At 60.8% G+C, this 23,824-nt stretch carries 19 protein-coding genes; 6 read left to right on the top strand and 13 right to left on the bottom strand.

Annotation, left to right across the window (positions count from 1 at the left end):
• Nucleotides 1-51 precede the first annotated feature (51 nt).
• From ACXAG8_RS06030 to ACXAG8_RS06045, 4 genes are read right to left on the bottom strand one after another with little or no spacing between them, the layout of a single operon-like run.
• On the bottom strand, nt 52-1,215 hold the full coding sequence (locus ACXAG8_RS06030) for a M20 aminoacylase family protein (protein ID WP_475222854.1): 1,164 nt from the start codon (nt 1,213-1,215) through the stop codon (nt 52-54).
• Between the two features lie 18 nt (nt 1,216-1,233).
• The gene (locus ACXAG8_RS06035; protein ID WP_475222855.1) at nt 1,234-2,400 is read right to left on the bottom strand and encodes a M20 aminoacylase family protein; all 1,167 of its coding nucleotides are present in this window, start codon (nt 2,398-2,400) and stop codon (nt 1,234-1,236) included.
• A 42-nt stretch (nt 2,401-2,442) separates the two neighbouring features.
• A complete protein-coding gene (gene argE, locus ACXAG8_RS06040) occupies nt 2,443-3,621 on the bottom strand; it encodes an acetylornithine deacetylase (protein WP_475222858.1) in 1,179 nt (392 codons plus the stop codon).
• Between the two features lie 5 nt (nt 3,622-3,626).
• On the bottom strand, nt 3,627-5,447 hold the full coding sequence (locus ACXAG8_RS06045) for an ABC transporter ATP-binding protein (RefSeq protein ID WP_475222859.1): 1,821 nt from the start codon (nt 5,445-5,447) through the stop codon (nt 3,627-3,629).
• Nucleotides 5,448-5,730: 283 nt separating this feature from the next.
• Here ACXAG8_RS06045 and ACXAG8_RS06050 point away from each other — a divergent pair, with 283 nt between their 5' ends.
• The 3 genes from ACXAG8_RS06050 (at nt 5,731) to ACXAG8_RS06060 (ending at nt 9,512) form a co-directional block, all read left to right on the top strand.
• Entirely contained in the window at nt 5,731-7,437 is a 1,707-nt protein-coding gene (locus tag ACXAG8_RS06050) for a peptide ABC transporter substrate-binding protein (RefSeq protein ID WP_475222860.1), read from the top strand.
• 94 nt (nt 7,438-7,531) lie between these two features.
• Nucleotides 7,532-8,539 (top strand): ABC transporter permease, encoded by a 1,008-nt coding sequence (locus ACXAG8_RS06055; RefSeq protein WP_170736410.1) that lies wholly within the window; start codon nt 7,532-7,534, stop codon nt 8,537-8,539.
• The gene (locus ACXAG8_RS06060) at nt 8,532-9,512 is read left to right on the top strand and encodes an ABC transporter permease (protein WP_475222861.1); all 981 of its coding nucleotides are present in this window, start codon (nt 8,532-8,534) and stop codon (nt 9,510-9,512) included. The genes ACXAG8_RS06055 and ACXAG8_RS06060 overlap by 8 nt, the downstream gene beginning before the upstream one ends.
• Before the next feature lie 131 nt (nt 9,513-9,643).
• On the opposite strand, the gene ACXAG8_RS06065 is transcribed toward ACXAG8_RS06060, so the two are convergent.
• From ACXAG8_RS06065 to ACXAG8_RS06085, 5 genes are all read right to left on the bottom strand, one after another.
• A complete protein-coding gene (locus tag ACXAG8_RS06065; protein ID WP_475222862.1) occupies nt 9,644-10,933 on the bottom strand; it encodes a DUF3422 family protein in 1,290 nt (429 codons plus the stop codon).
• Nucleotides 10,934-11,041: 108 nt separating this feature from the next.
• On the bottom strand, nt 11,042-11,398 hold the full coding sequence (locus ACXAG8_RS06070) for a VOC family protein (protein ID WP_475222863.1): 357 nt from the start codon (nt 11,396-11,398) through the stop codon (nt 11,042-11,044).
• Nucleotides 11,399-11,558: 160 nt separating this feature from the next.
• Nucleotides 11,559-13,010: an NAD(P)(+) transhydrogenase (Re/Si-specific) subunit beta gene (locus tag ACXAG8_RS06075; RefSeq protein WP_475222864.1), complete on the bottom strand. Its 1,452-nt coding sequence runs from the start codon at nt 13,008-13,010 to the stop codon at nt 11,559-11,561.
• A gap of 13 nt (nt 13,011-13,023) precedes the next feature.
• Nucleotides 13,024-14,595, bottom strand: coding sequence for a Re/Si-specific NAD(P)(+) transhydrogenase subunit alpha (locus ACXAG8_RS06080; RefSeq protein WP_475223114.1), 1,572 nt, complete (start codon nt 14,593-14,595; stop codon nt 13,024-13,026).
• 130 nt (nt 14,596-14,725) lie between these two features.
• Entirely contained in the window at nt 14,726-15,175 is a 450-nt protein-coding gene (locus ACXAG8_RS06085) for a methyltransferase family protein (RefSeq protein WP_475222865.1), read from the bottom strand.
• Nucleotides 15,176-15,434: 259 nt separating this feature from the next.
• Here ACXAG8_RS06085 and kynU point away from each other — a divergent pair, with 259 nt between their 5' ends.
• Nucleotides 15,435-16,628, top strand: a complete 1,194-nt coding sequence (gene kynU / locus ACXAG8_RS06090) for a kynureninase (RefSeq protein WP_475222866.1) — start codon at nt 15,435-15,437, stop codon at nt 16,626-16,628.
• Here kynU and ACXAG8_RS06095 read toward each other — a convergent pair.
• Entirely contained in the window at nt 16,621-17,199 is a 579-nt protein-coding gene (locus ACXAG8_RS06095; RefSeq protein WP_475222868.1) for a TetR/AcrR family transcriptional regulator, read from the bottom strand. The genes kynU and ACXAG8_RS06095 overlap by 8 nt on opposite strands.
• 98 nt (nt 17,200-17,297) lie before the next feature.
• Here ACXAG8_RS06095 and ACXAG8_RS06100 point away from each other — a divergent pair, with 98 nt between their 5' ends.
• Both ACXAG8_RS06100 and ACXAG8_RS06105 read left to right on the top strand, forming a co-directional pair.
• Nucleotides 17,298-17,762 (top strand): (2Fe-2S)-binding protein, encoded by a 465-nt coding sequence (locus ACXAG8_RS06100; protein WP_475222870.1) that lies wholly within the window; start codon nt 17,298-17,300, stop codon nt 17,760-17,762.
• A 2-nt stretch (nt 17,763-17,764) separates the two neighbouring features.
• Nucleotides 17,765-20,005: a xanthine dehydrogenase family protein molybdopterin-binding subunit gene (locus tag ACXAG8_RS06105; RefSeq protein ID WP_475222871.1), complete on the top strand. Its 2,241-nt coding sequence runs from the start codon at nt 17,765-17,767 to the stop codon at nt 20,003-20,005.
• 63 nt (nt 20,006-20,068) lie between these two features.
• Here the strand turns inward: ACXAG8_RS06105 and ACXAG8_RS06110 are convergent, their stop codons facing one another.
• From ACXAG8_RS06110 to ACXAG8_RS06120, 3 genes are all read right to left on the bottom strand, one after another.
• Nucleotides 20,069-20,851: a gamma-glutamyl-gamma-aminobutyrate hydrolase family protein gene (locus ACXAG8_RS06110; RefSeq protein ID WP_475222872.1), complete on the bottom strand. Its 783-nt coding sequence runs from the start codon at nt 20,849-20,851 to the stop codon at nt 20,069-20,071.
• A 215-nt stretch (nt 20,852-21,066) separates the two neighbouring features.
• Entirely contained in the window at nt 21,067-21,492 is a 426-nt protein-coding gene (locus tag ACXAG8_RS06115; RefSeq protein ID WP_475222873.1) for a GlcG/HbpS family heme-binding protein, read from the bottom strand.
• Nucleotides 21,493-21,520: 28 nt separating this feature from the next.
• The gene (locus tag ACXAG8_RS06120; RefSeq protein WP_475222874.1) at nt 21,521-23,653 is read right to left on the bottom strand and encodes a malate synthase G; all 2,133 of its coding nucleotides are present in this window, start codon (nt 23,651-23,653) and stop codon (nt 21,521-21,523) included.
• Between the last annotated feature and the right edge of the window lie 171 nt (nt 23,654-23,824).

Raw genomic sequence — 23,824 nt, forward strand, 5'->3', positions numbered from 1 at the left:
GAGTCGCGCCCAGGGCGCGACGGGGGCAGCGCCCCCGCCCTACCCGCCGCATCAGGCGGCAGGCATTCTTTGCTCGACAATCTCGGCCCACCAGCTGCACCCGGCCGGGATGGCCTCATCGTTAAAGTTATACTCGGGGTGATGCACCATCGCCGTGTCGCCATTGCCGACAAGGATATAAGCGCCCGGACGCTCTTCCAGCATGAACGCGAAGTCCTCGCCGCCCATGACCAGGGGGGCTTCGTCGCAGCCGCCTGCCACGGCGCTGGCAACCTGCGCGGCAAATTCCGTCTGCTCGTCACTGTTCACCATGACCGGATACCCGCGCATATAGGTGACGTTCGCTTTGCCGCCGAACGTGGCCGCGACACCGGCGCAGACCTCACCGATCCGCTTTTCCGCCAGGTCACGCATCTCGCGGCTCATGGTGCGTACGGTTCCCTTGATCCGGACCGTCTGCGGGATCACGTTGAACGCTTTCGACGAGGTTTCAAACGACGTGACCGAAACAACGATCTGGTCCACCGGATCGGCATTGCGCGACGCGATCGTCTGCAGGGACATGACCGCCTGCGCCGCCATCACCGTGGTGTCCACGGTCTCATGCGGTTTCGCCGCATGGCCGCCAAGACCCTCGAAGGTAACGTCAAACTGGTCCGTGGCTGCAAAGAACGCGCCGGGGCGGATTGCAAAACTTCCAACGGGGCGGCCGGGCCAATTGTGCATCCCGTACACTTCCTGGATGTTCCACCGTTCCATCATGCCGTCTTCGCACATCTCGCGCCCGCCCCCGCCGCCTTCTTCGGCAGGCTGAAAAATCACCACGACGGTGCCATCAAAATTGCGCGTCTCGGACAGGTACTTGGCAGCCCCCAGCAGCATTGCGGTGTGCCCGTCATGACCGCAGGCATGCATGGCCCCCGGTGTCTTTGACGCATAGTCCAGCCCCGTCGCCTCGTGAATGGGCAGCGCGTCCATGTCTGCCCGCAAACCGATCACACGGCCCTTGGTGTCGGCCTTGCCCCTGATGACCCCCACCACGCCTGTCCGGCCAATGCCGGTCACGATTTCATCGCACCCGAAATCTTTCAGCTTTTCGGCAACCAATGCACTTGTTCGGTGTGTTTCGAACAGGATTTCCGGGTTCTCGTGGATATCACGGCGCCATTGCGTGATTTCTGATTGCAGCTCTGCAAATCGGTTCTTTACCGGCATGATGTCTTCCCCTGTGGACTATGTGACGGGCATTCTGCGTTCGACAAGCTCTACAAACCAGCTGCAGCCGGCGGGTATCGCATCGTCGTCGAAATTGTATTCCGGGTGGTGGCACATCGCCGTATCCCCGTTCCCTAAAAAGATGTAGGCTCCGGGCCGTTCTTCAAGCATGTAGGCAAAATCTTCCGACGGCATGATCGGATCGGTGTTGGCGTTGACGCTGCCGGCCACGGCCTCGGCCGCCGCCGTGGCATGCGCCGTTTCCTGCGCGCTGTTTACCGTCACCGGATACCCGGCATCCCACTTCACCTCAGCCGAGGCCCCAAAGGCGCTGGCCGTGTCTTCGGCAATCCTGCGCACCCGCTCTTCTGCCAGCGCACGGCATTCCGGGTCCAGCGTACGAACGGTTCCCTGCATGCGGACGGTGTGGGCTATGACGTTGGACGCCGCGCTGTCGGTTACAAACGTGCCGACCGTCAGGACGACTCGCTTGATCGGATCAATCGTGCGCGAGACCACCGATTGCAGCGCAACGACGATATGCGACGCGACCAGCGTCGTGTCGACCGCCTCATGCGGGGCCGCTGCGTGACCGCCCTTGCCCGTTACGACGATCTCAAAATCATCCGACGAGGCCAGCAAGGCCCCGGACCTGATCGCAAATGTTCCGACCGCAAGCCCCGGCATGTTGTGCAATCCATAGACCTCTTGAACGCCCCACCGGTCCATCAGACCATCCCGGCACATGGCCAGAGCCCCGGCACCACCCTCTTCGGCGGGCTGAAAGATCAGCACGACGGTCCCGTCGAAATTGCGCGTCTCGGCAAGGTATTTCGCGGCACCCAGCAACATTGACGTGTGCCCGTCATGGCCGCATGCATGCATCTTGCCCGCCACGGTCGAGGCATAGTCCAGCCCCGTCGCCTCTTCGATCGGCAGCGCATCCATATCCGCCCGCAGCCCTATCACGCGGCCGCGCGTGTCGGTCCGGCCCCTGATGACCCCGACCACACCGGTTTTACCGATGCCGGTGGTTATGTCATCAACTTGGAACTCTTTCAGGCGGTTGGCCACAAAACCCGCCGTTTCGTGCACATCATACATCAGCTCAGGATGCGCATGCAGATGGCGGCGCCACCCGGTAATCTCGTCATGCATTTCCGACAGTCTGTTTTTTACAGGCATTCCTGAATTCTCCTAGATCCTAACTGCCCCGCAAAACCAGAGCTATCCTGCGCCACCACCGACCAAGGTTCGGACGAGCCGTTCCATGAAATCCTGCCCTTGCCGGAACTGCGCAACCGTTATGAACTCGTTCGGCTGATGTGCCTGTGCGATATCGCCCGGCCCGCACACAACTGCGGAATAGCCGGCCTCCTGAAACTGGCCGGCTTCGGTGGCATAGCTGACCACATGCGTCGCGTTATCCCCTGTCAGACGCCGGACCAACGCTTCGGCCTCGCCGTCTGGCTCGGGTGCCAGCGCCGGAACCGCAAACGCTTCGGTTACGTCAATGCGGGCCTCGGGCCTGATGGCCTGCATCCGGGCCTCGGCCTGCCTAACCTGATCGAGATAGGCAGACTTCCAACCTGCGGCATCTTCACCCGGCACCACGCGAAAATCCATCATGAACCGACAGTCCTTTGCCGTGATGTTATGGGCCGTACCGCCGCTGATTTCCCCGACATGGCAGGTCGTCCAGGGCGGTGCGAAATCGGCCGCCAGTTCCGACGGGGTGGCCGCCATGTTCTTTGCGTTCTGCACATTGGCCCAGTCAATCAGAGGCGCAGCCGCCATGATGGCATTGACCCCGGTCTGCAGGAGCGAGCTGTGGACCTCGAAGCCGATCACATGAGTGTTGTACCCATATGCGCCCTTGTGACCCGTTACCGCCCGCATCATCGATGGCTCGCCCACGATGGCCGCCGATCCTTTGGGCATCACCTTCTGCATGGCCGCGATCATCGGGGGTGCGCCGGTACATCCGATTTCTTCGTCGTAGCTCAGCGCCAGTTGCACCGGCCGTGTCACACCCGCATATCGGGCCTCGACCAGGGCCCAAATGGCAAGCGCATCGAACCCTTTCATGTCGCAAGTGCCGCGGCCGAAATATTTACCGCCGCGTTCAACGACGGAAAACGGATCGCTGTCCCAGTGTTGCCCCTCGATCGGAACCACATCTGTGTGACCCGACAGCACGATAGCGCCATTTTGGTCAGGGCCGACATGGGCAAAAAGGGCCGCCTTGTGCGGCTGTTCCGGGTCGATCCAGCGATGAGCCGTAATACCGTGGCCGTCCAGGTAATCCGCGACCCAGTCCACCAAAGGCAGGTTCGTTTCGCTGCTGACCGTCGGAAACGAGATCAGACGCGTCATGATCTCAAGCGGCGACAGTCTTTCGGTCATTTCGGTCAATATCCGCTGTCGGTGGTCAGGGTGAAATGCCCCGGTTCGACCTCGCGGTATTCCGATGGTTCAGGCTGATAATTTGTCGGGTGGATCGGCGACGGGATCGGCTTGAAATTCAGGTCTTTCTCGGACTTGCGCTGGTTCGGGTCCGCAATCGGCACCGCTTTCATCAAGGCCTGCGTATAGGGGTGCTGCGGGTTTTCAAACACCCGCTCACGCGGGCCCATCTCGACGATCCGGCCCAGATACATGACGCCGACATGGTGGCTGACCCGTTCGACCACGGCCATGTCGTGGCTGATGAACAGATAGCTCAGGCCCAGTTCCGATTGCAGGTCCATCATCAGGTTCAACACCTGCGCCTGCACCGAGACATCCAGCGCCGAAACCGCCTCATCCGCGATGATCAGCTTGGGGTTCAGGGCCAGGGCACGGGCAATGGCAATACGCTGGCGCTGCCCGCCCGACATCTCGTGCGGGAAACGGCGCATAAAGCTGCGCGGCAGCTGCACCTTGTCAAACAGCTGCGCCACCCGGTCCTGCAACTCAGACCCCGTAGCCACGCCGTAGTTGCGCATCGGCTCGGCCACCTGGTCGACCAACTGCATCTGCGGGTTGAGCGAGGCAAACGGGTCCTGAAAGATCATCTGCATATCCAGCCGCGCCTTGCGCAGACCGGATTGGTTCAGCTTCATGATGTCGACGCCATCCAGCGTGACCTCGCCCGCCATCGGCTCGACCAGACGCAGGATCGAACGACCGGCCGAGGACTTGCCGCAACCGGATTCCCCCACCAGGCTGAGTGTCTGCCCCCTGTTCAACGTGAACGACACGTCCTCGACCGCATGGACATTTGAAATCGTGCGGCGCAACAGCCCGCCCTTGACGGGAAAGCGCGTCGTCAGGTTCTTGACCGACAGCAGGACATCCTGCGTTCCGGGAATGGGGGCAATGTTCTGGCCTTCGACACCCAACAGCTTCATCGGTTCCGGGGCGGATTTGCCCCGCATTTCGCCCAGCTTGGGAACCGCCGCCAGCAATGCCTTGGTATAGTCATGCTGAGGGTTTTCAAAGATTTCCTTGACCGTACCTTCTTCGACCTTGTTGCCCCGGAACATGACGACCACGCGGTCGGCCATCTGTGCCACGACCGCCATGTCATGGGTGATGAACATCACCGCCGTGCCGGTTTCCCGCTTTAGCCGATCCATCAGTGCAAGTATCTCGGCCTGGATGGTGACATCCAGCGCCGTGGTCGGTTCATCCGCGATCAACAGGCGCGGTTCGCAGGCCATCGCCATGGCAATCACGACCCGCTGGCGCATGCCGCCCGACAGTTCGTGCGGATATTGCTTCAACCGGCGTTCCGGTTCCGGAATACGAACCTGGCGCAACAGCTCCAGCGCGCGGTCCTCGGCCTGGGCCCGGGTCATGTCCTTGTGGATGCGCAGCCCTTCGGTCAGTTGGCGGCCTACCGTAAATACCGGGTTCAGGGCTGTCATCGGCTCTTGGAAGATCATCCCGATCTCGTTGCCACGAATCTTTTTCATAAGATTCTGATCGGCATGTGACAGGTCCATCTCTTCGCCGTCACGCCGGTCGAACAGCAACTCGCCGCCCGCAATCTCACCGCCGCCGAATTCGACAAGGCGCATCAAAGACAGCGAAGATACCGACTTGCCCGACCCGGATTCGCCAACGATACAAACGGTTTCGCCTGGATGTACGTCAAACGAGACATCTTCGACCCCCATCACCGGACCATCCTTGGTCTGAAACTCGACCCGCAATTTCCTGATCTGGGCGATAGGTTGATCCAGCACGCGCGCGCTCCCCTTGGCGGCAAATTTGATTGAATGCCAAACGCTATTGCGGCAGTGCGGGAAAAGTCAAACCCATTGATACGTTTCCCTAGGGCAAGGCTTGCAATTTTCCAAAACTCTGTTTCGATGCGAGGCGTATCCGTTCTGGGGAGAACGCGGAAACCACGAATCGCTGATCATTTTGCGTTTGTTGACAACGCCTTGCGCCCCTATTCGGCAACGCCCAATCCGCAGGCATTGCGGAGTTAATCGAGACACGTAAGTGTCCAACATGGAGTGTATGATGAAAATCAAAGCCCTTTTACTTGGTGCGATCGCAAGCACGGCTATGGCCCCGATGGCCTTTGCCGAGCGCGGATCGGACGGCAACGTCAGCATCATCTATTGGCAGGCACCTTCGATCCTGAACCCGTTCCTGTCGGGCGGGACCAAGGATAGCGAAGCAGCGTCTTTGGTGATCGAACCCTTGGCGCGCTATGACCAGGACGGCAATCTGGTTCCATTTTTGGCTGCCGAAATTCCAACCGTTGAAAACGGTGGCGTCGCCGAAGACCTTACGTCGATCACGTGGAAGCTTGCACCGGGAATTAAATGGTCGGATGGCACGCCTTTCACTTCGGCGGATGTCAAATTCACTGCGGATTACTGCATGGACCCGGAAGGCGGCTGCGCTTATGCGACACGTTTTGAAGGCGTCTCAAGCGTCGATGTGATCGATGATCTGACAGTCAAAATTTCTTTCGACGCGCCCACGCCGTTCCCCTATGGCCCGCTTGTCGGGGGCGAAAGCCCGATCATACAAGCGGCGCAGTTCGCCGACTGTATGGGCGCCAAAGCCCCCGAATGCACCGAGCAGAACTTTAACCCCATCGGCACCGGCCCGTTTGTCGTCACCGAGTTCAAGCCAAACGACGTGATCACTTTTGCAGCCAATGACAACTATCGTGATCCGGCCAAGCCGGCCTTTGCGACCGTGACCTTCAAAGGTGGCGGCGATGCGACTGCCGCAGGCCGCGCAGTGATGGAAACAGGCGAGTTCGACTATGCCTGGAACCTGCAGCTGGCGCCCGAAGTGATCGCGCAGATGCAGGAAGGCGGCAAAGGTGTACCGGTCGCAGGCTTCGGCCCGCTGGTCGAGCGCATCATGCTGAACCAGACCAACCCGTCGCCCGATCTGCCGGAAGGCGAGCGTTCGACCGCGGCGCATCCGCACCCGTTCCTGCAGGACCCGGCGGTTTACAAGGCCATGTCCATGGCTATCGACCGGCCGCTGCTGGTTGAGATCGGCTATGGTCAGGCAGGCAAGGTGACCTGTAACTGGGTTCCCGCACCTGCGGCCTTCAACTCGACCTCGATGACCTGTGATACGCAGGACATCGCAGGCGCGAACGCCCTGCTGGACGAAGCCGGCATCGTCGACACGAATGGCGACGGCATCCGCGAAAAAGACGGTGTTCCGCTGAAAATCGTCTACCAGACCTCGACCAACGCCGTCCGTCAGGACTTTCAGGCGCTGATCAAGGAATGGTGGAGCCAGATCGGCATCGAATCCGAGCTGCGCAACATCAACGCGTCCGTCTTCTTTGGCGGTGACCCGGGCTCGCCCGACACCTTCCAGAAGTTCTATGCCGACGTTGAAATGTACGCCAACACCTTCAACGGCACCGACCCGCAATCCTATCTGGGCAACGGCCTTTGCGACAAAGCTCCGCGTCCGGACACGCAGTGGCAGGGCGAAAACATCAGCCGTTTCTGCAACGAGGAATTCGACAAGCTGCATGGTCAGCTGGCCGAAACCGCCGGTCTGGAAGCCCGTGCCGAGATTGCGAAAAAGCTGAACGACATCATGGTTGAAAACGGCGGTATGATCCCGCTTGTTCACCGCGGTCGTCTGTCGGCCCACGCAAACACGCTGGGTGGTGTTGTCCTGAACGTTTGGGACAGCGAGCTGTGGAATATTGCGGACTGGTACCGCAAAACCGGTTCCTAAGCGATAGTCTTGCAATGCCGCGCCCCGACCCGTATCGGGGCGCGGTCATTTGCGCACCATCCCAAAAAGAAGACGCATATAAAGGCGCCTCTTAATGCTCAACTTTACCATCCGACGACTGGTGTTGGCCGTACCCACGCTGTTGTTCATCAGCCTCGTCATCTTCCTGCTGCTCGAGCTTGCCCCCGGCGACCCGATGGCGCAGGTTCCGCTTACCGTCCCCCCCGAAGTCAAAGAGAAGATGCGCGAGGCGCTTGGCCTTGGCCAGCCGATGCATATCCGGTTCTGGAAATGGATCGTGCAGTTCTTCTGGATCGAACCGCAGGTGCTGGTCGACGCGATGTTCGGCACCACCTTTTCCGAAGGTGACCTGCGTGTGATTTCGTGGCAGACCCGCTCGCCCGTCATGGACATCGTCGTTCAGCGTATCCCGCAGACCCTGTGGGTTGTTGGCACCGCCTATGTGGTCGCCATCCTGATCGCCCTGCCCATCGGTATCTATTCCGCCTATCGCCAGTATTCGTGGTTCGACCAGATGGGGACATTCGTGTCGATGGTCGGCTTTTCGGTCCCGCCTTTTTTCTCGGGCGTGCTGGTGATCGTGATCTTTTCGGTTCAGCTGGGCTGGTTCCCGTCGATCTATGACACCACGCTTGTGGTGAACAGTTGGGACAGTTTCATGCTGCAGCTGAAACAGATGATCATGCCGGTCATGGTTCTGGCGCTGCAGATTACGGCGCAGCTAAGCCGGTTCATGCGCGCCTCGATGCTGGACAACCTCAACCAAGACTACGTTCGTACCGCCCGCGCCAAGGGGCTGAGCGAATACACGGTTGTGATGGTCCATGTCCTGCGCAATTCGATGATCCCTGTTGTCACCGTGATCGCGCTGGGTATCCCGGCCATCTTCGGCGGCGCGATCATAACCGAGCAGGTGTTCAAGGTGAACGGCATTGGCCAGTTGCTGATCGGCGCCATTCAGGCAAACGATCTGCCGATGGTGCAGACGCTGACCTTCATCTTTGCCGTGCTGATCGTGCTGTTCAACCTGATCGCCGATGTTCTCTATGGCATTCTGGACCCGAGGATTCGCTATGACTGATACCGACAAATCAGACACGCTGGTCCCCGAAGAAGGGCTGGCCCCCGCCTCGACCGCACTGCCGACCGCAGGCGTGATGGACGACCTGACCACCCCACCCCGCAGCCAATGGCGCGATGTGTGGGACCAGTTCAAAACGCACAAGGGCGCGATGATCGGGGCGATCCTGTTCATCTTTATCGTGGCGGCGGTCTATCTTGGGCCGTTCGTGTGGACCATCGATCCGACCCAGATCGACATCCGCGCCCGGAACCAGGGGCCAAGCCTTGGGCATCCGTTCGGAACGGACCAGCTGGGCCGCGATATCCTGGCCCGGATGATGTCGGGTGGTCAGACATCGGTATCGGTGGGCATCACAGCCATGTTGCTGGCCTTGTTTCTGGGCTCGTTCATCGGCGTATTGGCTGGGTTCTTCCGACGGCTGGACGGACCGCTGATGCGCCTGACCGACCTGTTCCTTGCGCTGCCGCTGCTGCCGCTGCTGCTGGTCATGATGCTGCTGTTCCGCGAGCCATTGTCGGCCGCTTTCGGGCTGGAGCGCGGCATTTTCATCCTGATCGTCTGTGCCATCGGCATTACATCGTGGATGCCAACCGCGCGGATCGTGCGCGGTGACGTTCTGGCCATCAAGGAACGGGAGTTTGTTCTGGCCGCCCGGTCCATCGGCACCAGCAACAGCCAGATCATCACGCGGCACATCCTGCCGAACGTGCTGTCTCCGATCATGGTGTCGGCTACGCTGGGGATTGCGACAGCGATCATCACCGAAAGCGCGCTGTCGTTTCTGGGGCTGGGCTTTCCGCCGGATTTCCCGACCTGGGGCCGCCTGCTGTTTGATGGCGTCGACTATCTGCAGCAGTACCCCGAGCGCGTGTTCTGGCCTGGGCTTGCAATCTCGTTGACCGTGCTGAGCGTGAATTACCTGGGCGACGGCCTGCGCGACGCGCTGGACCCGCGTATTCGCGGGCGCTGATGATCATATCTTAGGCTTGCAGCCGCCCTTCCGGGCGGCTGTTTTCTTTTAGCGAGGCTCTGCCTCGCGCTCCGGGATATTTATGGCCAGATGAAGCAGGGATCCGGGATCATTCTGCCTTTGTGGCGCCTTTAACCGGACTGGGTTTCCAACCGGTGGCGAATACGCCGGACAGACCACCAGACAAGAGCGACAACGGGCAAGGTCAGCAGCGCTGTTAGCATGCCCTTGCTAATCCCGGCCTTGGTCACCGGGTAAAGGAGGTAGCTTGCCAGCGATACGGCATAATAGCTGATTGCCACGACCGACAGGCCCTCGACCGTGTGCTGCAGCCGCAACGCCAGATCGGCGCGGCGGTCCATGCTTTCCAGCAAGGCCTGATTTTGTGCGCTGCGTTCGACGTCGACGCGCGTACGCAACAATTCACCGGCGCGAATGGCCCGGTCGGACAGAGCCTGCAAGCGACGCTCGGTGGATTTCACGGTGCGGATCGCCGGGTCATAACGGCGCATCATGAAATCTGCAAAAGTCTGCCCACCTTGAAACCGTTCTTCCCGCAGAACGGATATGCGCTGATTCACGATCGCTTCGTAGGCGCCGGTCGCGCCAAATCGGAACGAACAGCGCGCCGACAGGGTTTCCAACTCGGTCGATGTCGACAAAAGGTCGGGCAGCAACGCGTCGGGATGCGCCGTATTGTCGGTCATCTGTCCCATAAGGTCGGTCAGTTTCCCGTCCAGGGCGCCAATCCGAGGCATCAAGGCCTTGACGCGGGCAAATCCCAACATGGACATGGCCTTGTATGTCTCGATCTCGCACAGCCGCTGAATGATCCGCCCGGTCCTGCGCCGCCCGGTGCCGTCGGAAACAAACAATGCAAAGCGCATGTGCCCTGCCGGATCAATGCGGAAATCGCTGGCGCATATGGCCGCGTCATCCAAGACGCAGGACACGGCAAGGCTTTCCGGCTCGAACCAGTCCGACAACGCGGCCCGGACTGCCTGATCCTCGGGCCGGGAAATCACACGCATCATCACCGAAGTAATCCGCTGACCTGGGCTGACGGACAGCCAGTCATGGGGAAAAACCTCGAAATCTGCAGGGTTGAAGGCGCGGTCGCTGACATTCTGGGTAATGGCGGTATAGGTCACGAATTCGGTATGTTGTTCCCATTTCAACCAGTGACGCCCGATCTGCCCTGCATAATGCGTGGCATCCGGTTGGGGATGCTGTGCCCCATGCCGGTCAAGAAGATCCGTCAGATGAGCGATATCGTCGCTTCGGTTTCTGGCAACCGCCGTTTCTGATTTCTTGATCGCCAGAAAGATCACCGTGCAGGGGGTGCTGGCCACGGGAAAAGGGCGCGCATGCAACTCATTTGCCAGCGTGTAACGCAAGGGGTGGTCCTGGATCGGTGTCATTTTCGGCTCCGTTTCATCCGGGAAACTATACCCGCCTTCGCAAATTCATCAATTCTCTTTTTTATTTCATACACTTACACGGATACCACGGTATACAACACCACTATCTCATTGATTTGGTTGCCACAGCTCGACCGGGTTGCCTTCGGGGTCGTGTATTCTGGCGAATTTTCCGATTGCGCTGTCCCATTCGGGGTTGGTTTCCACCGTGATACCGGCGGCCTGAAGCTGCGCGATCATGGCCTGCAAATCGTCGACGCGAAAATTGATCATCCACTGTTGCTCGGGCCGCCCGAAATAACCCGTCCCTTGCGTAAAAGGGGCAAATACCGTGTCGCCTTCACGCTGTTTCCAAGGCGCGCGGGTATGGGGGCTGACGCCCAGATGCCTCTCATACCACCTGCTCAGCGCCTCGGGGTCCTGCGCACGAAAGAATACCCCGCCGATGCCATTTACCTTTTCCATCCGCACCCTCCTTTCATCTCTCGGTTCTGATCAGCCTATCACCGACCGCCTGCTTCATCTGGCCAAAAATATCCTGGAGGTCAGGAGGCAAAGCCTCCTGCAAGACAAAAAAGAAAAGGGCGCCAATTGGCGCCCTTTGCAATTGCGTTCGACCCTTGGATCATTCGATCATGGGCAGCAGCTTGTCCAGCGACTGTTTTGCGTCGCCGTAAAACATGCGCGTGTTTTCCTTGAAGAACAGCGGGTTTTCGATGCCCGAATAGCCAGTGCCCTGACCGCGCTTGGACACGAACACCTGCTTGGCCTTCCAGCATTCCAGAACCGGCATCCCGGCAATGGGGCTGTTCGGATCTTCCTGCGCTGCAGGGTTCACGATGTCGTTCGAACCGATGACGATGGCCACGTCCGTTTCGGGGAAGTCGTCGTTGATCTCGTCCATTTCCAGGACGATGTCATACGGCACCTTGGCTTCGGCCAGCAGCACGTTCATGTGCCCCGGCAGACGACCCGCAACAGGGTGGATCGCAAAGCGCACCTCTTTGCCCTTGGCACGCAGCTTGCGGACCAGTTCGCTGACCGACTGCTGCGCCTGCGCCACGGCCATACCATAGCCGGGGATGATTATGACACTGTCGGCGTCGTTCAGGGCGGCAGCTACACCATCGGCTTCGATGGCCACCTGTTCACCCTCGACTTCCATCTGCGGCCCCGATGTGCCGCCAAAGCCGCCCAGGATTACGCTGACAAAGTGCCGGTTCATCGCCTTACACATGATGTAAGACAGGATCGCACCTGACGAGCCGACCAGCGCACCGACCACGATCAGCAGGTCGTTGCCAAGGCTAAAGCCAATCGCCGCGGCGGCCCAGCCCGAATAGCTGTTCAGCATCGACACAACCACCGGCATATCGGCGCCGCCGATGCCCATGATCAGGTGATAACCGATGAACAGCGCCGCCAGCGTCATCAGGATCAGCGGGAAGAAACCGCCCGAGCTGGTGTACCAGATCAGGCAGATCAGCGACAGACCGGCTGCCGCCGCGTTCAGCATATGACCACCGGGCAGTTTGGTTGCCGCAGACGTCACTTTGCCCGCCAGCTTGCCGTAAGCCACGACCGAGCCGGTAAACGTAATCGCCCCGATAAAGATGCCCAGGAACAGTTCCACATGCAGGATCGCCAGTTCCGCAGGCGTCTTCTTGGCGATCAGCTTGGCAAAGGCGCCAAGGTCGGACAGGTCCGCCTGACCCGCGCTATCCTTGATCGCCATGACCTGAGCCACGTTGCCGATCTCGAAATGCGCGTTGAAGCCGACGAAGACGGCCGCCAAACCTACCAGCGAGTGCATCGCGGCCACAAGCTGCGGCATCTCGGTCATCTGGACGCGCTGCGCCACGTATTGACCGATCAGACCGCCGCCCGCAATCAGCAGCAGCGACAGCAGCCACAGGCCCGAACCGGGGCCGACCAGCGTGGCAAAAACCGCCAGCGCCATACCGACGATGCCATACCAGACCGCGCGCTTGGCGCTTTCCTGGTTCGACAGGCCGCCGAGCGAAAGTATGAACAGAACAGCCGCAACGACATAAGCGGCAGTAGTGAAGCCAATCATCTACCCGGCCTCCTTAAGATTTCTGGAACATGGCGAGCATGCGCCGGGTTACGAGGAAGCCACCGAAGATGTTGATCCCGGCCATGAAGACGCTGAGCGCCGCCAGCAGGATGACCAGGAACGACCCCGATCCGATCTGCATCAAGGCCCCGACGATGATGATCGACGAGATCGCATTGGTGATCGCCATCAGCGGCGTGTGCAGGCTGTGCGCCACGCCCCAGATCACCTGGAAGCCCACGAAGATGGCCAGCACAAAGACGATGAAATGCTGCATAAAGCTGGCCGGGGCGACAAGCCCCACCAACAGCATCAGCGCGCCGCCGATCCCCAGCAGGGTGAACTGCTGCTTGGTCTGCGCCTTGAAGGCGGCGATTTCCTGCGCCTTCTTTTCTTCCGGGGTCAGTTCCTTGACCTCGGGTTTCTTCTGCGCCGCGATGGCTTGCACCTTGGGCGGTGGCGGCGGGAAGGTGATCTCACCCTCATGGGTCACGGTTGCACCGCGGATCACGTCATCTTCCATGTCGTGATTGATCTGACCATCCTTCTCGGGCGTCAGGTCAGTCATCATGTGACGAATGTTGGTCGCGTACAGAGACGAGGACTGCGCCGCCATCCGACTGGGGAAGTCGGTATAGCCGATGATGGTCACGCCATTGTCGGTCACGATCTTCTCATCCGGGACGGTCAGTTTGCAGTTGCCGCCCTTTTCAGCCGCAAGGTCGACGATCACCGAGCCCGGCTTCATCGCCTCGACCATGTCCTTGGTCCAAAGCTCGGGCGCTTCGCGGTTCGGGATCAAGGCCGTGGTGATGACGATATCCATTTCCGGAGCAAGTTCGCGGAACTTGGCCAGCTGCGCCTCGCGGAACTCGTCGGATTGCACGCTGGCGTATCCTCCGGTGGCCGCGCCATCCTGCTGGTCTTCTTCAAAATCCAGATAGACGAACTCGGCCCCCATCGATTCGACCTGCTCGGCCACTTCGGGGCGCACGTCGAACGCATAGGTGATCGCACCCAGCGAAGTCGAGGTCCCGATCGCGGCCAGACCGGCCACACCGGCGCCGACGATCAGCACCTTGGCAGGCGGCACCTTGCCGGCCGCCGTCACCTGACCGGTGAAGAACCGGCCAAAGTTGTTGCCCGCTTCGATCACCGCGCGATACCCGGCGATATTGGCCATAGACGACAGCGCATCCATCTTCTGGGCGCGCGAAATCCGAGGCACCATTTCCATGGCGATAACGTTGGCACCCTTGGACTTGGCCATCTCCATCCCTTCTTCGTTCCCGGCGGGATTGAAGAAGGAAATCAGCGTCTTGCCCTTGGTCAGCCGCTTCATCTCGGTATCTGTGGGGATGCGGACCTTGGCCACGACATCCGATGTCTTCCACAGCGACGCGGCGGTCTTGATGATCTCGACCCCTACGGCTTCGTATGCGGCATCCGAAAACCCGGCGGCCTGACCGGCCCCCTTTTCGATGGCGCATTCATAGCCCAGTTTCTGCAATTGCACGGCAGAATCCGGTGTCATCGCGACCCGGTTCTCACCGTCCAGTATTTCCTTTGGCGTGCCTATCTTCACCGGCATGTCCCCCTAATTTTCACTCAGTCCGAGCGGGTGGTCGGTATTGTTTGTTTAAGATTGATGTATCCTGCGCAACATTATTTCGCAAGTGCAGCATGCGTTCCGCTGTGTCATGAATTGGTCTACCTCATACCCAGCGCCTTGTCTTCCGCTCATACCGTGCGAAATCCGCACGGAATTTCCGCCGCATCCGGTCCTCTTCGGGCAGGATAAACCGCCGCTCCAGCACCCAGACGAAGACCGGGATCAGGACCAGGGACAAAACCGCGTCAAACCACAGGACAAGCCCGGCCAGGATCATCACGTCCCCAACATAGATCGGGTTGCGGCTGCGTTTGTAGATCCCCGATTGCACCAGCGCCGACGGGGTTTCATGCGGAATAACGGTTGTCCGGTGGCGCCGGAACTCGACAATCGCAAGCACGGCCGCCAGCACGCCGCCACCCACCAGAACTCCGGCCAGGAAATCGGTAAACCCGCTTTTGAGGGACAGGCCAAAGGGTGCGAATTTTGCCTGCACCCAAGCAAGGCACGCAAAGGCCGCAAGCCAGATGGGTGGCAGATCTATCCGGCGCATGAACCTTCCCGGTAGAGGCCGCCAAAAGGCGGCAGGTGTCGTTTCTGAGTGACGTCCTACCGTTTTCCGGCACGGATGGCAAAACCTAAGGATGTCGCATCGACCTACGGCCCGAAATCGGCGCATTCGGCGGCTTGGGCGCAACAGTCCCCTGGCGGCAGACCGCCGCAAGGAAAACGCGTGGCCCCGCGATGGACAGGTTCGCCCCGATCCGCTAGGCCGAGAGGGACAGCAAAGTTCACCATCAGCGGACAAAACCATGACCGATTTCGCGGCCACCAAGGCCATGTTCGACCTGCCCGCAGGGGTTCTTTACCTGGACGGAAACTCGCTGGGCCCCCTGCCCAAGGCCGCCGTCGCCCGCGTGGGTGACATGATGCGGCAGGAATGGGGTGAGATGTTGATCACAGGCTGGAACAAGGCGGGCTGGATGGGAATGCCCACGAATCTGGGCGACCGTATCGGCGGGCTGATCGGGGCGGAACCGGGCAGCGTCGTAGTGGGCGACACCCTTTCGATCAAGGTCTACCAGGCGGTGGCATCCGCCCTTGATTTGTCACAGGGGCGCCGGGTCGTGTTGTCCGACACAGGGAATTTTCCGTCCGACCTGTATATGGTCGAAGGTTTGCTGCGGTCGCTGAACGCAGGTTACGAGCTGCGCGTGGTCGAACCGGAAGCAGTCGCCGACAGCATAACGGACGAAATCGCCGTCTTGATGCTGACCGAGGTTGATTACCGGACCGGGCGCATGCACGACATGAAAAAACTGAGCCAGCAGGCCCGCGCGCATGGCGTCATCACCGTGTGGGACCTGGCCCATTCGGCGGGTGCCATTCCCGTCGATCTGGCCGGATGCAACGCGGATTTTGCCGTTGGCTGCACCTACAAATACCTGAACGGAGGCCCTGGTGCCCCGGCCTTTATCTATGTCGCGCCACGGCTGGCGAGTTCGGTGCGCCCGGCGCTGTCGGGGTGGCTTGGGCATGAAACGCCGTTTGCCTTTGATCTGAACTATCGCCCCGGCGCGGGGATCGAACGGATGCGGGTCGGGACGCCACCGGTAATTCAGATGGCTTCACTTGCCGCCGCGCTCGACATCTGGGACATGACGACCATGGCGGATATCCGCGCCCGTTCGATCGAACTGACCGAGATGTTCGTGGCGCTGATCGAAGAGACCTGCCCGCAGTTGACACTGGCCAGCCCACGCGACCCTTACAGGCGCGGCAGCCAGGTGTCCTTTCGGTTCGAAGACGGTTACGCGGCCATGCAAGCCCTTATTGCGCGCGGCGTGATCGGCGATTTCCGCGCCCCCGACATCATGCGGTTCGGGTTTACACCGCTATATATCGACGCAGACGACGTAAGACAGGCCGCGGCGATCGTGTCGGAAATCATGCAGACCCGGGCATGGGACCGGCCCGAATTCAAGATCCGGCAAAAGGTTACCTGACCTCAAGCCCGGCGCCGATCAGCGCCGCCAGTTGGGCGGTGCGCTTTTCGAACTCATCCGCGCCAGAGGACGTCAGCTTGATCCCCTTGAGCGAGGCCGTGATCGTCCGGGCCGTTTCCTCGGCCCCGTCGGGCAGGTTCACGCGGCCGCCCGCATCTTCGCGGCGCAGCCATTCGGCATAAACCTGGGCCAACGCCTCTTCGCCTTCGGCGACGATGTCGGCGGCGGTGGATTTGCTGGTATCCAGCATTTCCACCCCGTGAGGCGATGCCAGAATCGCGGCCATACCCACAGCTTGCGCCGTGATCGCACCTGAAACCAGGTCGCGGATGGTCCCGCCCTGGCGCAGCGCCGCGGCCACGGCGGCTGTCTTGTCCTGGTAATAGGCCCGCGTCAGGCTGCGCACGATCGCATCCTTGTTCTTGTAATGCAGGTAGACCGCCGGCCGGGACATTCCGGCCCCGCGCGCTATGTCATCCATCGAGGTCTTGCGAAACCCATAGGTCGAAAACGCCTGAAAGGCCGAATTCAGGATCGCCTGGTGCCGTGGATCTTCGGGTGTATCGGTCATGCGGGAACCACTGACAGTTTTTGTTCATTTTGTCAATTGACGCGCTGACACTTTTCGATAATTATGTCAGAACGCAACCCAGCCAAGCGAGGTACGCCATGGCCACGACACTCAGGATCAACGGACAGACACATCAGGTCGATCTTCCGGACGACGTACCCCTTTTGTGGGTCCTGCGGGATGACATCGGGCTGACCGGAACCAAGTTCGGCTGCGGCGTCGCGGCCTGCGGGGCCTGCACTGTCCATATCGACGGCGAGGCGGTCCGATCCTGTCAGGTCCCGCTTTCCGATGTCTGGGGCGAGGTGACCACTATCGAAGGGCTGGGGACACCCCAGGCAATGGCAACCATCCAGCAGGCCTGGGTCGATCACCAGGTGGCGCAATGCGGCTATTGCCAGTCGGGCCAGATCATGCAGGCCGCAGCCCTGCTGGCCGAAAACCCGGCCCCATCCGATGCGGATATCGATGAGGCCATGTTTGGCAACCTCTGCCGATGCGGAACCTATCCGCGCATCCGGGCCGCCATCCATGATGCCGCGGCAAGATTGCAGGAGGCGTAATCATGGCCCGAGTTGGAAAAATCCTGCGCAGAACGTTCCTGATCGGATCTGCGGCCATTGTCGGCGGCGTTGCTTTTGGCGCCTATTACGTCAGCCGCCCGGCGGCGAACCCCCTGAAACCCAAGGCTGGCGAGGCCGCCCTGAACCCGTTTGTCCTGATCGACCAGAACGGCGTGACCCTGATCGCACCACGGGCCGAAATGGGACAGGGCGTGCGGACAACCTGGGCGGCGCTGATCGCCGAAGAACTGGATGTCGATCTGGACCAGGTCACGGTTCTGCACGGCCCGGCGGCGGCGGCCTATTACAACTCGGCCCTTATTGGTGAGGGTCTGCCCAACAAGGGCTACGATATCACGAACTTTCAGCACAACCTGGGCGAAGCGCTTGGGGTTATCGGCAGGACGCTCAGCCTGCAGGTCACTGGCGGGTCGACCTCGATGAAAGACGGGTTTGAACGGATGCGCCAGGCTGGCGCCTCGGCGCGGGAAACGCTCAAACGGGCGGCGGCAAACCGCTTGAACCTTGACCCGACCGAGTTGCAGACCGCGTCGGGCACAGTGATTGCCCCCAATGGCGACCAGATCACGTATCAGGACCTGGCCCAAGACGCCGCCAAGCTAGAGCCGGTCGACGTGCCGCTGCGCGATCCGTCGCAATGGCGGTATCTCGGCAAGTCCATGCCCCGTCTCGACATGGTGGACAAGGCCACAGGCACCGCCGAATTCGGCCTGGACGTGCGCCTGCCGGGAATGAAATTCGCCAGTGTTCGCATGTCGCCCAGGCTGGGCGGCGCTATGAACGGCTTTGACGACAGCGTCGCGAAATCCATGCCCGGCGTCGAAAAGATCGTTGATCTGGGCACCGGTGTCGCCGTCATCGCCAGCAACACCTGGCTTGCCAACCAGGCCGTCGAAGCCATTGAGATCGACTGGGGCCAAGCGCCCTATCCAACCGATACCGACGGTATTTTTGAAACAATCGCGGCGGCTTTTGACGACGCGCCGAACTCGACAATGCGCGACGACGGTGATGTGGGCACCCTGCCCGATGGCGCAACCGAAATCACCGCCGAATACCAGGTGCCCTATCTTGCCCATGCGACGATGGAGCCGATGAACGCAACCGCGCTGTACTCCGGTGACGCGCTGGAACTGTGGTGCGGCAACCAGGCACCGACGCTGATCCGGATGCGGGTTGCCAAGACCGCTGGCCTGAACACCGAGGCGGTGCAGATTCACACATCCTACCTGGGCGGCGGGTTCGGACGGCGCGGCGAGCTGGATTTCGGTGACATCGCCACCCGTGTCGCCATGGCCATGCCCGGAACCCCCATCCAGACCGCCTGGAGCCGCGAAGAAGACATGCGGCACGACTATTACCGCCCCGGTGCGATGGCGCGGATGCGCGGCGCAATCAAGGACGGCACGGCCGTGCTGATCGATGGACAGGTCGCCGCGCAATCCTGCACGCAGCAGGCGGTCGGGCGGTATACCGGCCTGCCTGCGGGCGGCCCCGACAAGGTTCTTGTCGAAGGGTTCTTTAACCAGCCATATGCGGTGCCAAATTACCGGATGCGCGGTCATATCGCGGACCTGTCGGTTCCCGTGGGCTTCTGGCGTTCGGTCGGGAACAGCCATAACGGCTTTTTCCACGAAACCTTCATGGACGAAATGGCCCATGCGGCAGGGCGCGATCCGCTGGATTTCCGGCTGGAGCTGATGAAAAACGAACATGTGCCCAGCGCGGGCTGTCTTGAGGCGGTGCGCGAGATGTCCGGATGGACCGGCACGACGCCAGACGGCATAGGCCGGGGCGTGGCGTTCACCTACAGCTTTGGCACCCCGGTTGCACAGGTCATCGAGGTCGTCGACGAAAACGGAACCATCCGCATCAACAAGGCCTGGATCGCCTGCGACATGGGGCTGGCGCTGGACCCGGAAAACGTCAAGGCGCAGATGTTTGGCGGTATGATCTATGGCCTGTCAGCGGCCTGCTATGGCCAGATCACCTTTGCCGACGGCGAAGTGGAACAATTCAATTTCCCGGATTATGACGCGCTGCGCATGCACACGACCCCCCAGGTCGAGGTGCGCGTTCTTGAGACCAACCGTCACATGGGTGGCGCAGGAGAGCCCGGAACGCCCCCGTCAATGCCCGCGTTGGGAAATGCCCTGTTCGACCTGACCGGTCGCCGAGCCCGCAATCTGCCCCTGAACAGCGAATTCAACCTGCTGGTCTGAAAACCCGCACTCTGCGGCCATCGAATGGTCGCGGGGAATGCGCAGATGCCGCAAGTGCGCCTATCAGGCGGTCCGAATCTGCGTCGGGGTCGCCCGTGCATTTTCGGCCCAGGCCCGTGCCGCGGCGCCAAACGCCTGGAACAGGGGCCGGGATACCGGATCGTTGGCGGCGTCCCATTCGGGGTGCCACTGGACCGACAGGGTAAATCCGGGGGCGTCCTTGATGTAAATCGCCTCGGGCGTTCCGTCCGGCGCATGCCCGTCAATGACGACGCGCTGCCCAACGGATTTGATACCCTGTCCGTGCAGGGTGTTGGTCATGACCTCGGACGCGCCGAACAGGTGGTCGAAAACACCGCCCTTGTTCAGGGTAACGACATGGCGCAGGGCGAATTTCTCTTGCAGCGTGCCATCCGGCGGCATGCGATGGTTCATCCGGCCCGGCAGATCACGTATCTCGGGGTAAAGCGTGCCGCCCATGGCCACGTTGACCTCTTGGAACCCCCGGCAGATCCCCAGGAAAGGCTGACCGCGCTCGACGCAGGCGCGCACCAATGGCAGGGTAATGGCGTCGCGCGACCTGTCGAACTCACCATGAGCGTCGGTTGCCGCTTCGCCATATTCCTCGGGGTGGACATTGGGCCGCCCCCCCGTCAGCAGGAACCCGTCACAGACATGCAGCAACTCGTCCACTGACACAAACCGCGGGTCGGCCGGGATCAGCATCGGCAGGCAATCAGACACATTTGCTACCGCGTCCGAATTCATCGTCCCGCCCGCATGGGTGGGGTATTGATCGTTCATCAGGTAGGAATTTCCGATGATGCCAACAACAGGTCGAGACATTGCGTTTATCCTGCAACTTTCAATTGGTTGCCAAGTTAGATATCCGCGCCCGGCCCTTGGTGCAACTGCACACGCCCTGCGCCTTAGCGCAAGGACGTGTTCACAAGCGCACGCATTGTTCCATGCAAGGCCCGTTTGACGGGAAAGGGTCCCGCGACAAAAGGGGATTTCGGGAAATCCCCCCCCAAACGGCGCCGCTGTCAAAAACGGCGGTGTCAGATTTCTCCGGTCAGCCCGGCTGCTTCAATGCCTGCCATCGCCGCCACAGCATCATTGTCCGACGTATCGCCGGTGACGCCGACAGCACCAATCACCGCACCCTTGCGGTCACGCAGCAGAACGCCACCCGGCACCGGCACGACCTGGCCGCCATAGACACCGTTCACGGCAGCCATGAAATAGGCCTGCGCCTCGGCGCGCTGCATCTGTGCGGTGCCAGCCATCCCAAGCATGACCGCGCCATAGGCCTTGCCCTGCGCGATCGCGAAACGGCCCGGCGCGGCACCATCTTCGCGTTCGAACGCGATTACGTGCCCGCCCGCATCCAGCACAACGACTGACAGCGGTTTCAGTTCAAGCGCGCGCCCTTTTTCCAGAGCCTTGCGGATGATCGTGCGGGCCTTGCGGAGAGAAATTGCCATATCATGTCCCTTTCGTTGTCTTGGGGCGTCAAACGCCGGCCTTCAGTTCCAGGCGACGGGCATGCAGAACCGGTTCGGTATAGCCGGACGGCTGCACCCGCCCTTTGAACACAAGGTCACACGCCGCCTGAAAGGCGATGCCGTCGAAACCGGGCGCCATCGCGCGATAGGAGGGATCGCCCGCGTTCTGGCCATCGACGACGGCGGCCATCTTCCTGAGCGCGGCCATGACCTGTTCCGGGCTGACCACGTCGTGATGCAGCCAGTTGGCCAGCGCCTGCGATGAAATCCGGCAGGTTGCGCGATCTTCCATCAGGCCGACATCGTTGATGTCGGGCACCTTGGAACACCCCACGCCCTGATCGACCCAGCGCACGACATAGCCCAGGATGCCCTGCGCGTTGTTTTCGATTTCGCGGGTGATTTCTTGGCCGCCAAGGTTGCGCCCACCCAACAGCGGGATCGTCAGCAGGTCGGCAAGGGTTCCGCGCGCGCCGCCAGCGGCGATTTCATCTTGGCGAGCCAAGACATCGACCGCGTGATAATGCGTTGCATGCAATGTCGCGGCGGTCGGCGACGGAACCCAGGCGCAAGTCGCCCCCGCCATCGGGTGACCGATCTTGGCCTCAAGCATTTCGCCCATCCGGTCGGGCATCGCCCACATGCCCTTGCCGATCTGGGCCTTGCCCTTCAGGCCGCAAGCCAGGCCGATATCAACATTGCGATCCTCGTACGAGGCGATCCAAGGCGTGTTCTTGATGTCCCCCTTGGGCAACATCGGGCCTGCTTCCATCGAGGTATGGATTTCATCGCCGGTCCGATCCAGGAAACCTGTGTTGATGAAGGCCACACGCGATTTCGCGGCGCGGATACATTCCCTGAGATTGGCCGAAGTGCGGCGTTCCTCATCCATGATACCCAGTTTCACGGTGTTGCGCGGCAGGCCAAGGATGTCTTCGACCATATCGAAAATCTCGACGGCAAAGGCCACCTCTTGCGGGCCGTGCATCTTGGGTTTGACCACATAGACCGACCCCGCGACCGAATTGCCGCCATCGCGGCCCAAGTCATGCATGGCAATCAGCGTGGTGCAGAGCGCATCCATCAGCCCCTCGCCGATCTCGCGCCCTTCGGCATCCAGAACGGCCGGGTTGGTCATCAGGTGCCCCACATTGCGCACCAGCATCAGGGACCGCCCCTTGAGCGTGCCCCGCCCACCCGCCGGAGTGGTAAAGGCAACGTCATCGGCCAGCTTTCGGGTAAAGGTCTTGTCGCCCTTGGTCACCTGTTCGGTCAGGTCGCCTTTCATCAGGCCCAGCCAATTGCCATAGGCCACCACCTTGTCTTCGGCATCGACGCAGGCAACCGAATCTTCGCAATCCATGATCGTCGACAAGGCGGATTCAAGCCGGACATCCGCGATACCTGCCGGGTCGGACGACCCGATACTGCTGGTCGGGTCGATCATGATCTGGATATGCAGCCCGTTGTTTTTGAGCAGGAAAAACTCCGGGTTGTCGGCGGCACCACCGAAACCAGCAAACTGCGCCGGATCGGCCAGCGCCGGGGTCAGCGCGCCGTCCGCCACGCCCAGCCCCGAGACATCGGCCCAGGACCCCGATGCAAGCGGCACGGCCTTGTCCAGAAACGCCTTGGCATGCGCCACGACGCGGGCGCCACGGGCGGCGTCATACCCGCCTGCCTTTGGCAAATCGCCAATCGCATCCGTCCCGTAAAGCGCATCGTAAAAGCTGCCCCAACGGGCATTGGCGGCGTTCAGGGCAAAACGGGCATTGGTGATCGGCACAACCAGTTGCGGACCGGGTGTCAGCGCGATCTCGGGATCGACCTGCGTCGTCTCGATCACGAAATCATCACCTTCATCTACCAGATAGCCGATCTCTTTCAGAAAGGCCTGATAGTCGGCAGCGTCGAAATCCTGCCCCTTGCGGTCCAGATGCCAGCCGTCAATGCGGGCTTGAATCTCAGCACGTTTGTTCAAAAGGGCGCGGTTCTTCGGCCCAAGCTCATTTACCAGACGGGCAAGACCGGCCCAGAAATCCTGTGCGGACACCCCTGTCCCCGGCAGCGCCTGTGTTTCGATGAACGTTGCCAATACCGGATCGACCTGCAACCCGCCCAGGGTCTGTCTGCTACTCATCTTCACGCGCTCCCTTGATTGTGTGCAACTGTATGCCTTCAATCAATTAGGCCCAAAGTTTCCGATAGGCAACTTCCAAGGCGGGGTATACGCCGTTCGGAAATTGGCGAAGCTGCTTCAAAAACCCCAAGGTAATGGCGGGTTGGTTGCAGCCATCGGGTGAAGCCCCTA

This window comes from Ruegeria sp. ABD4_443 (genome assembly GCF_056160865.1).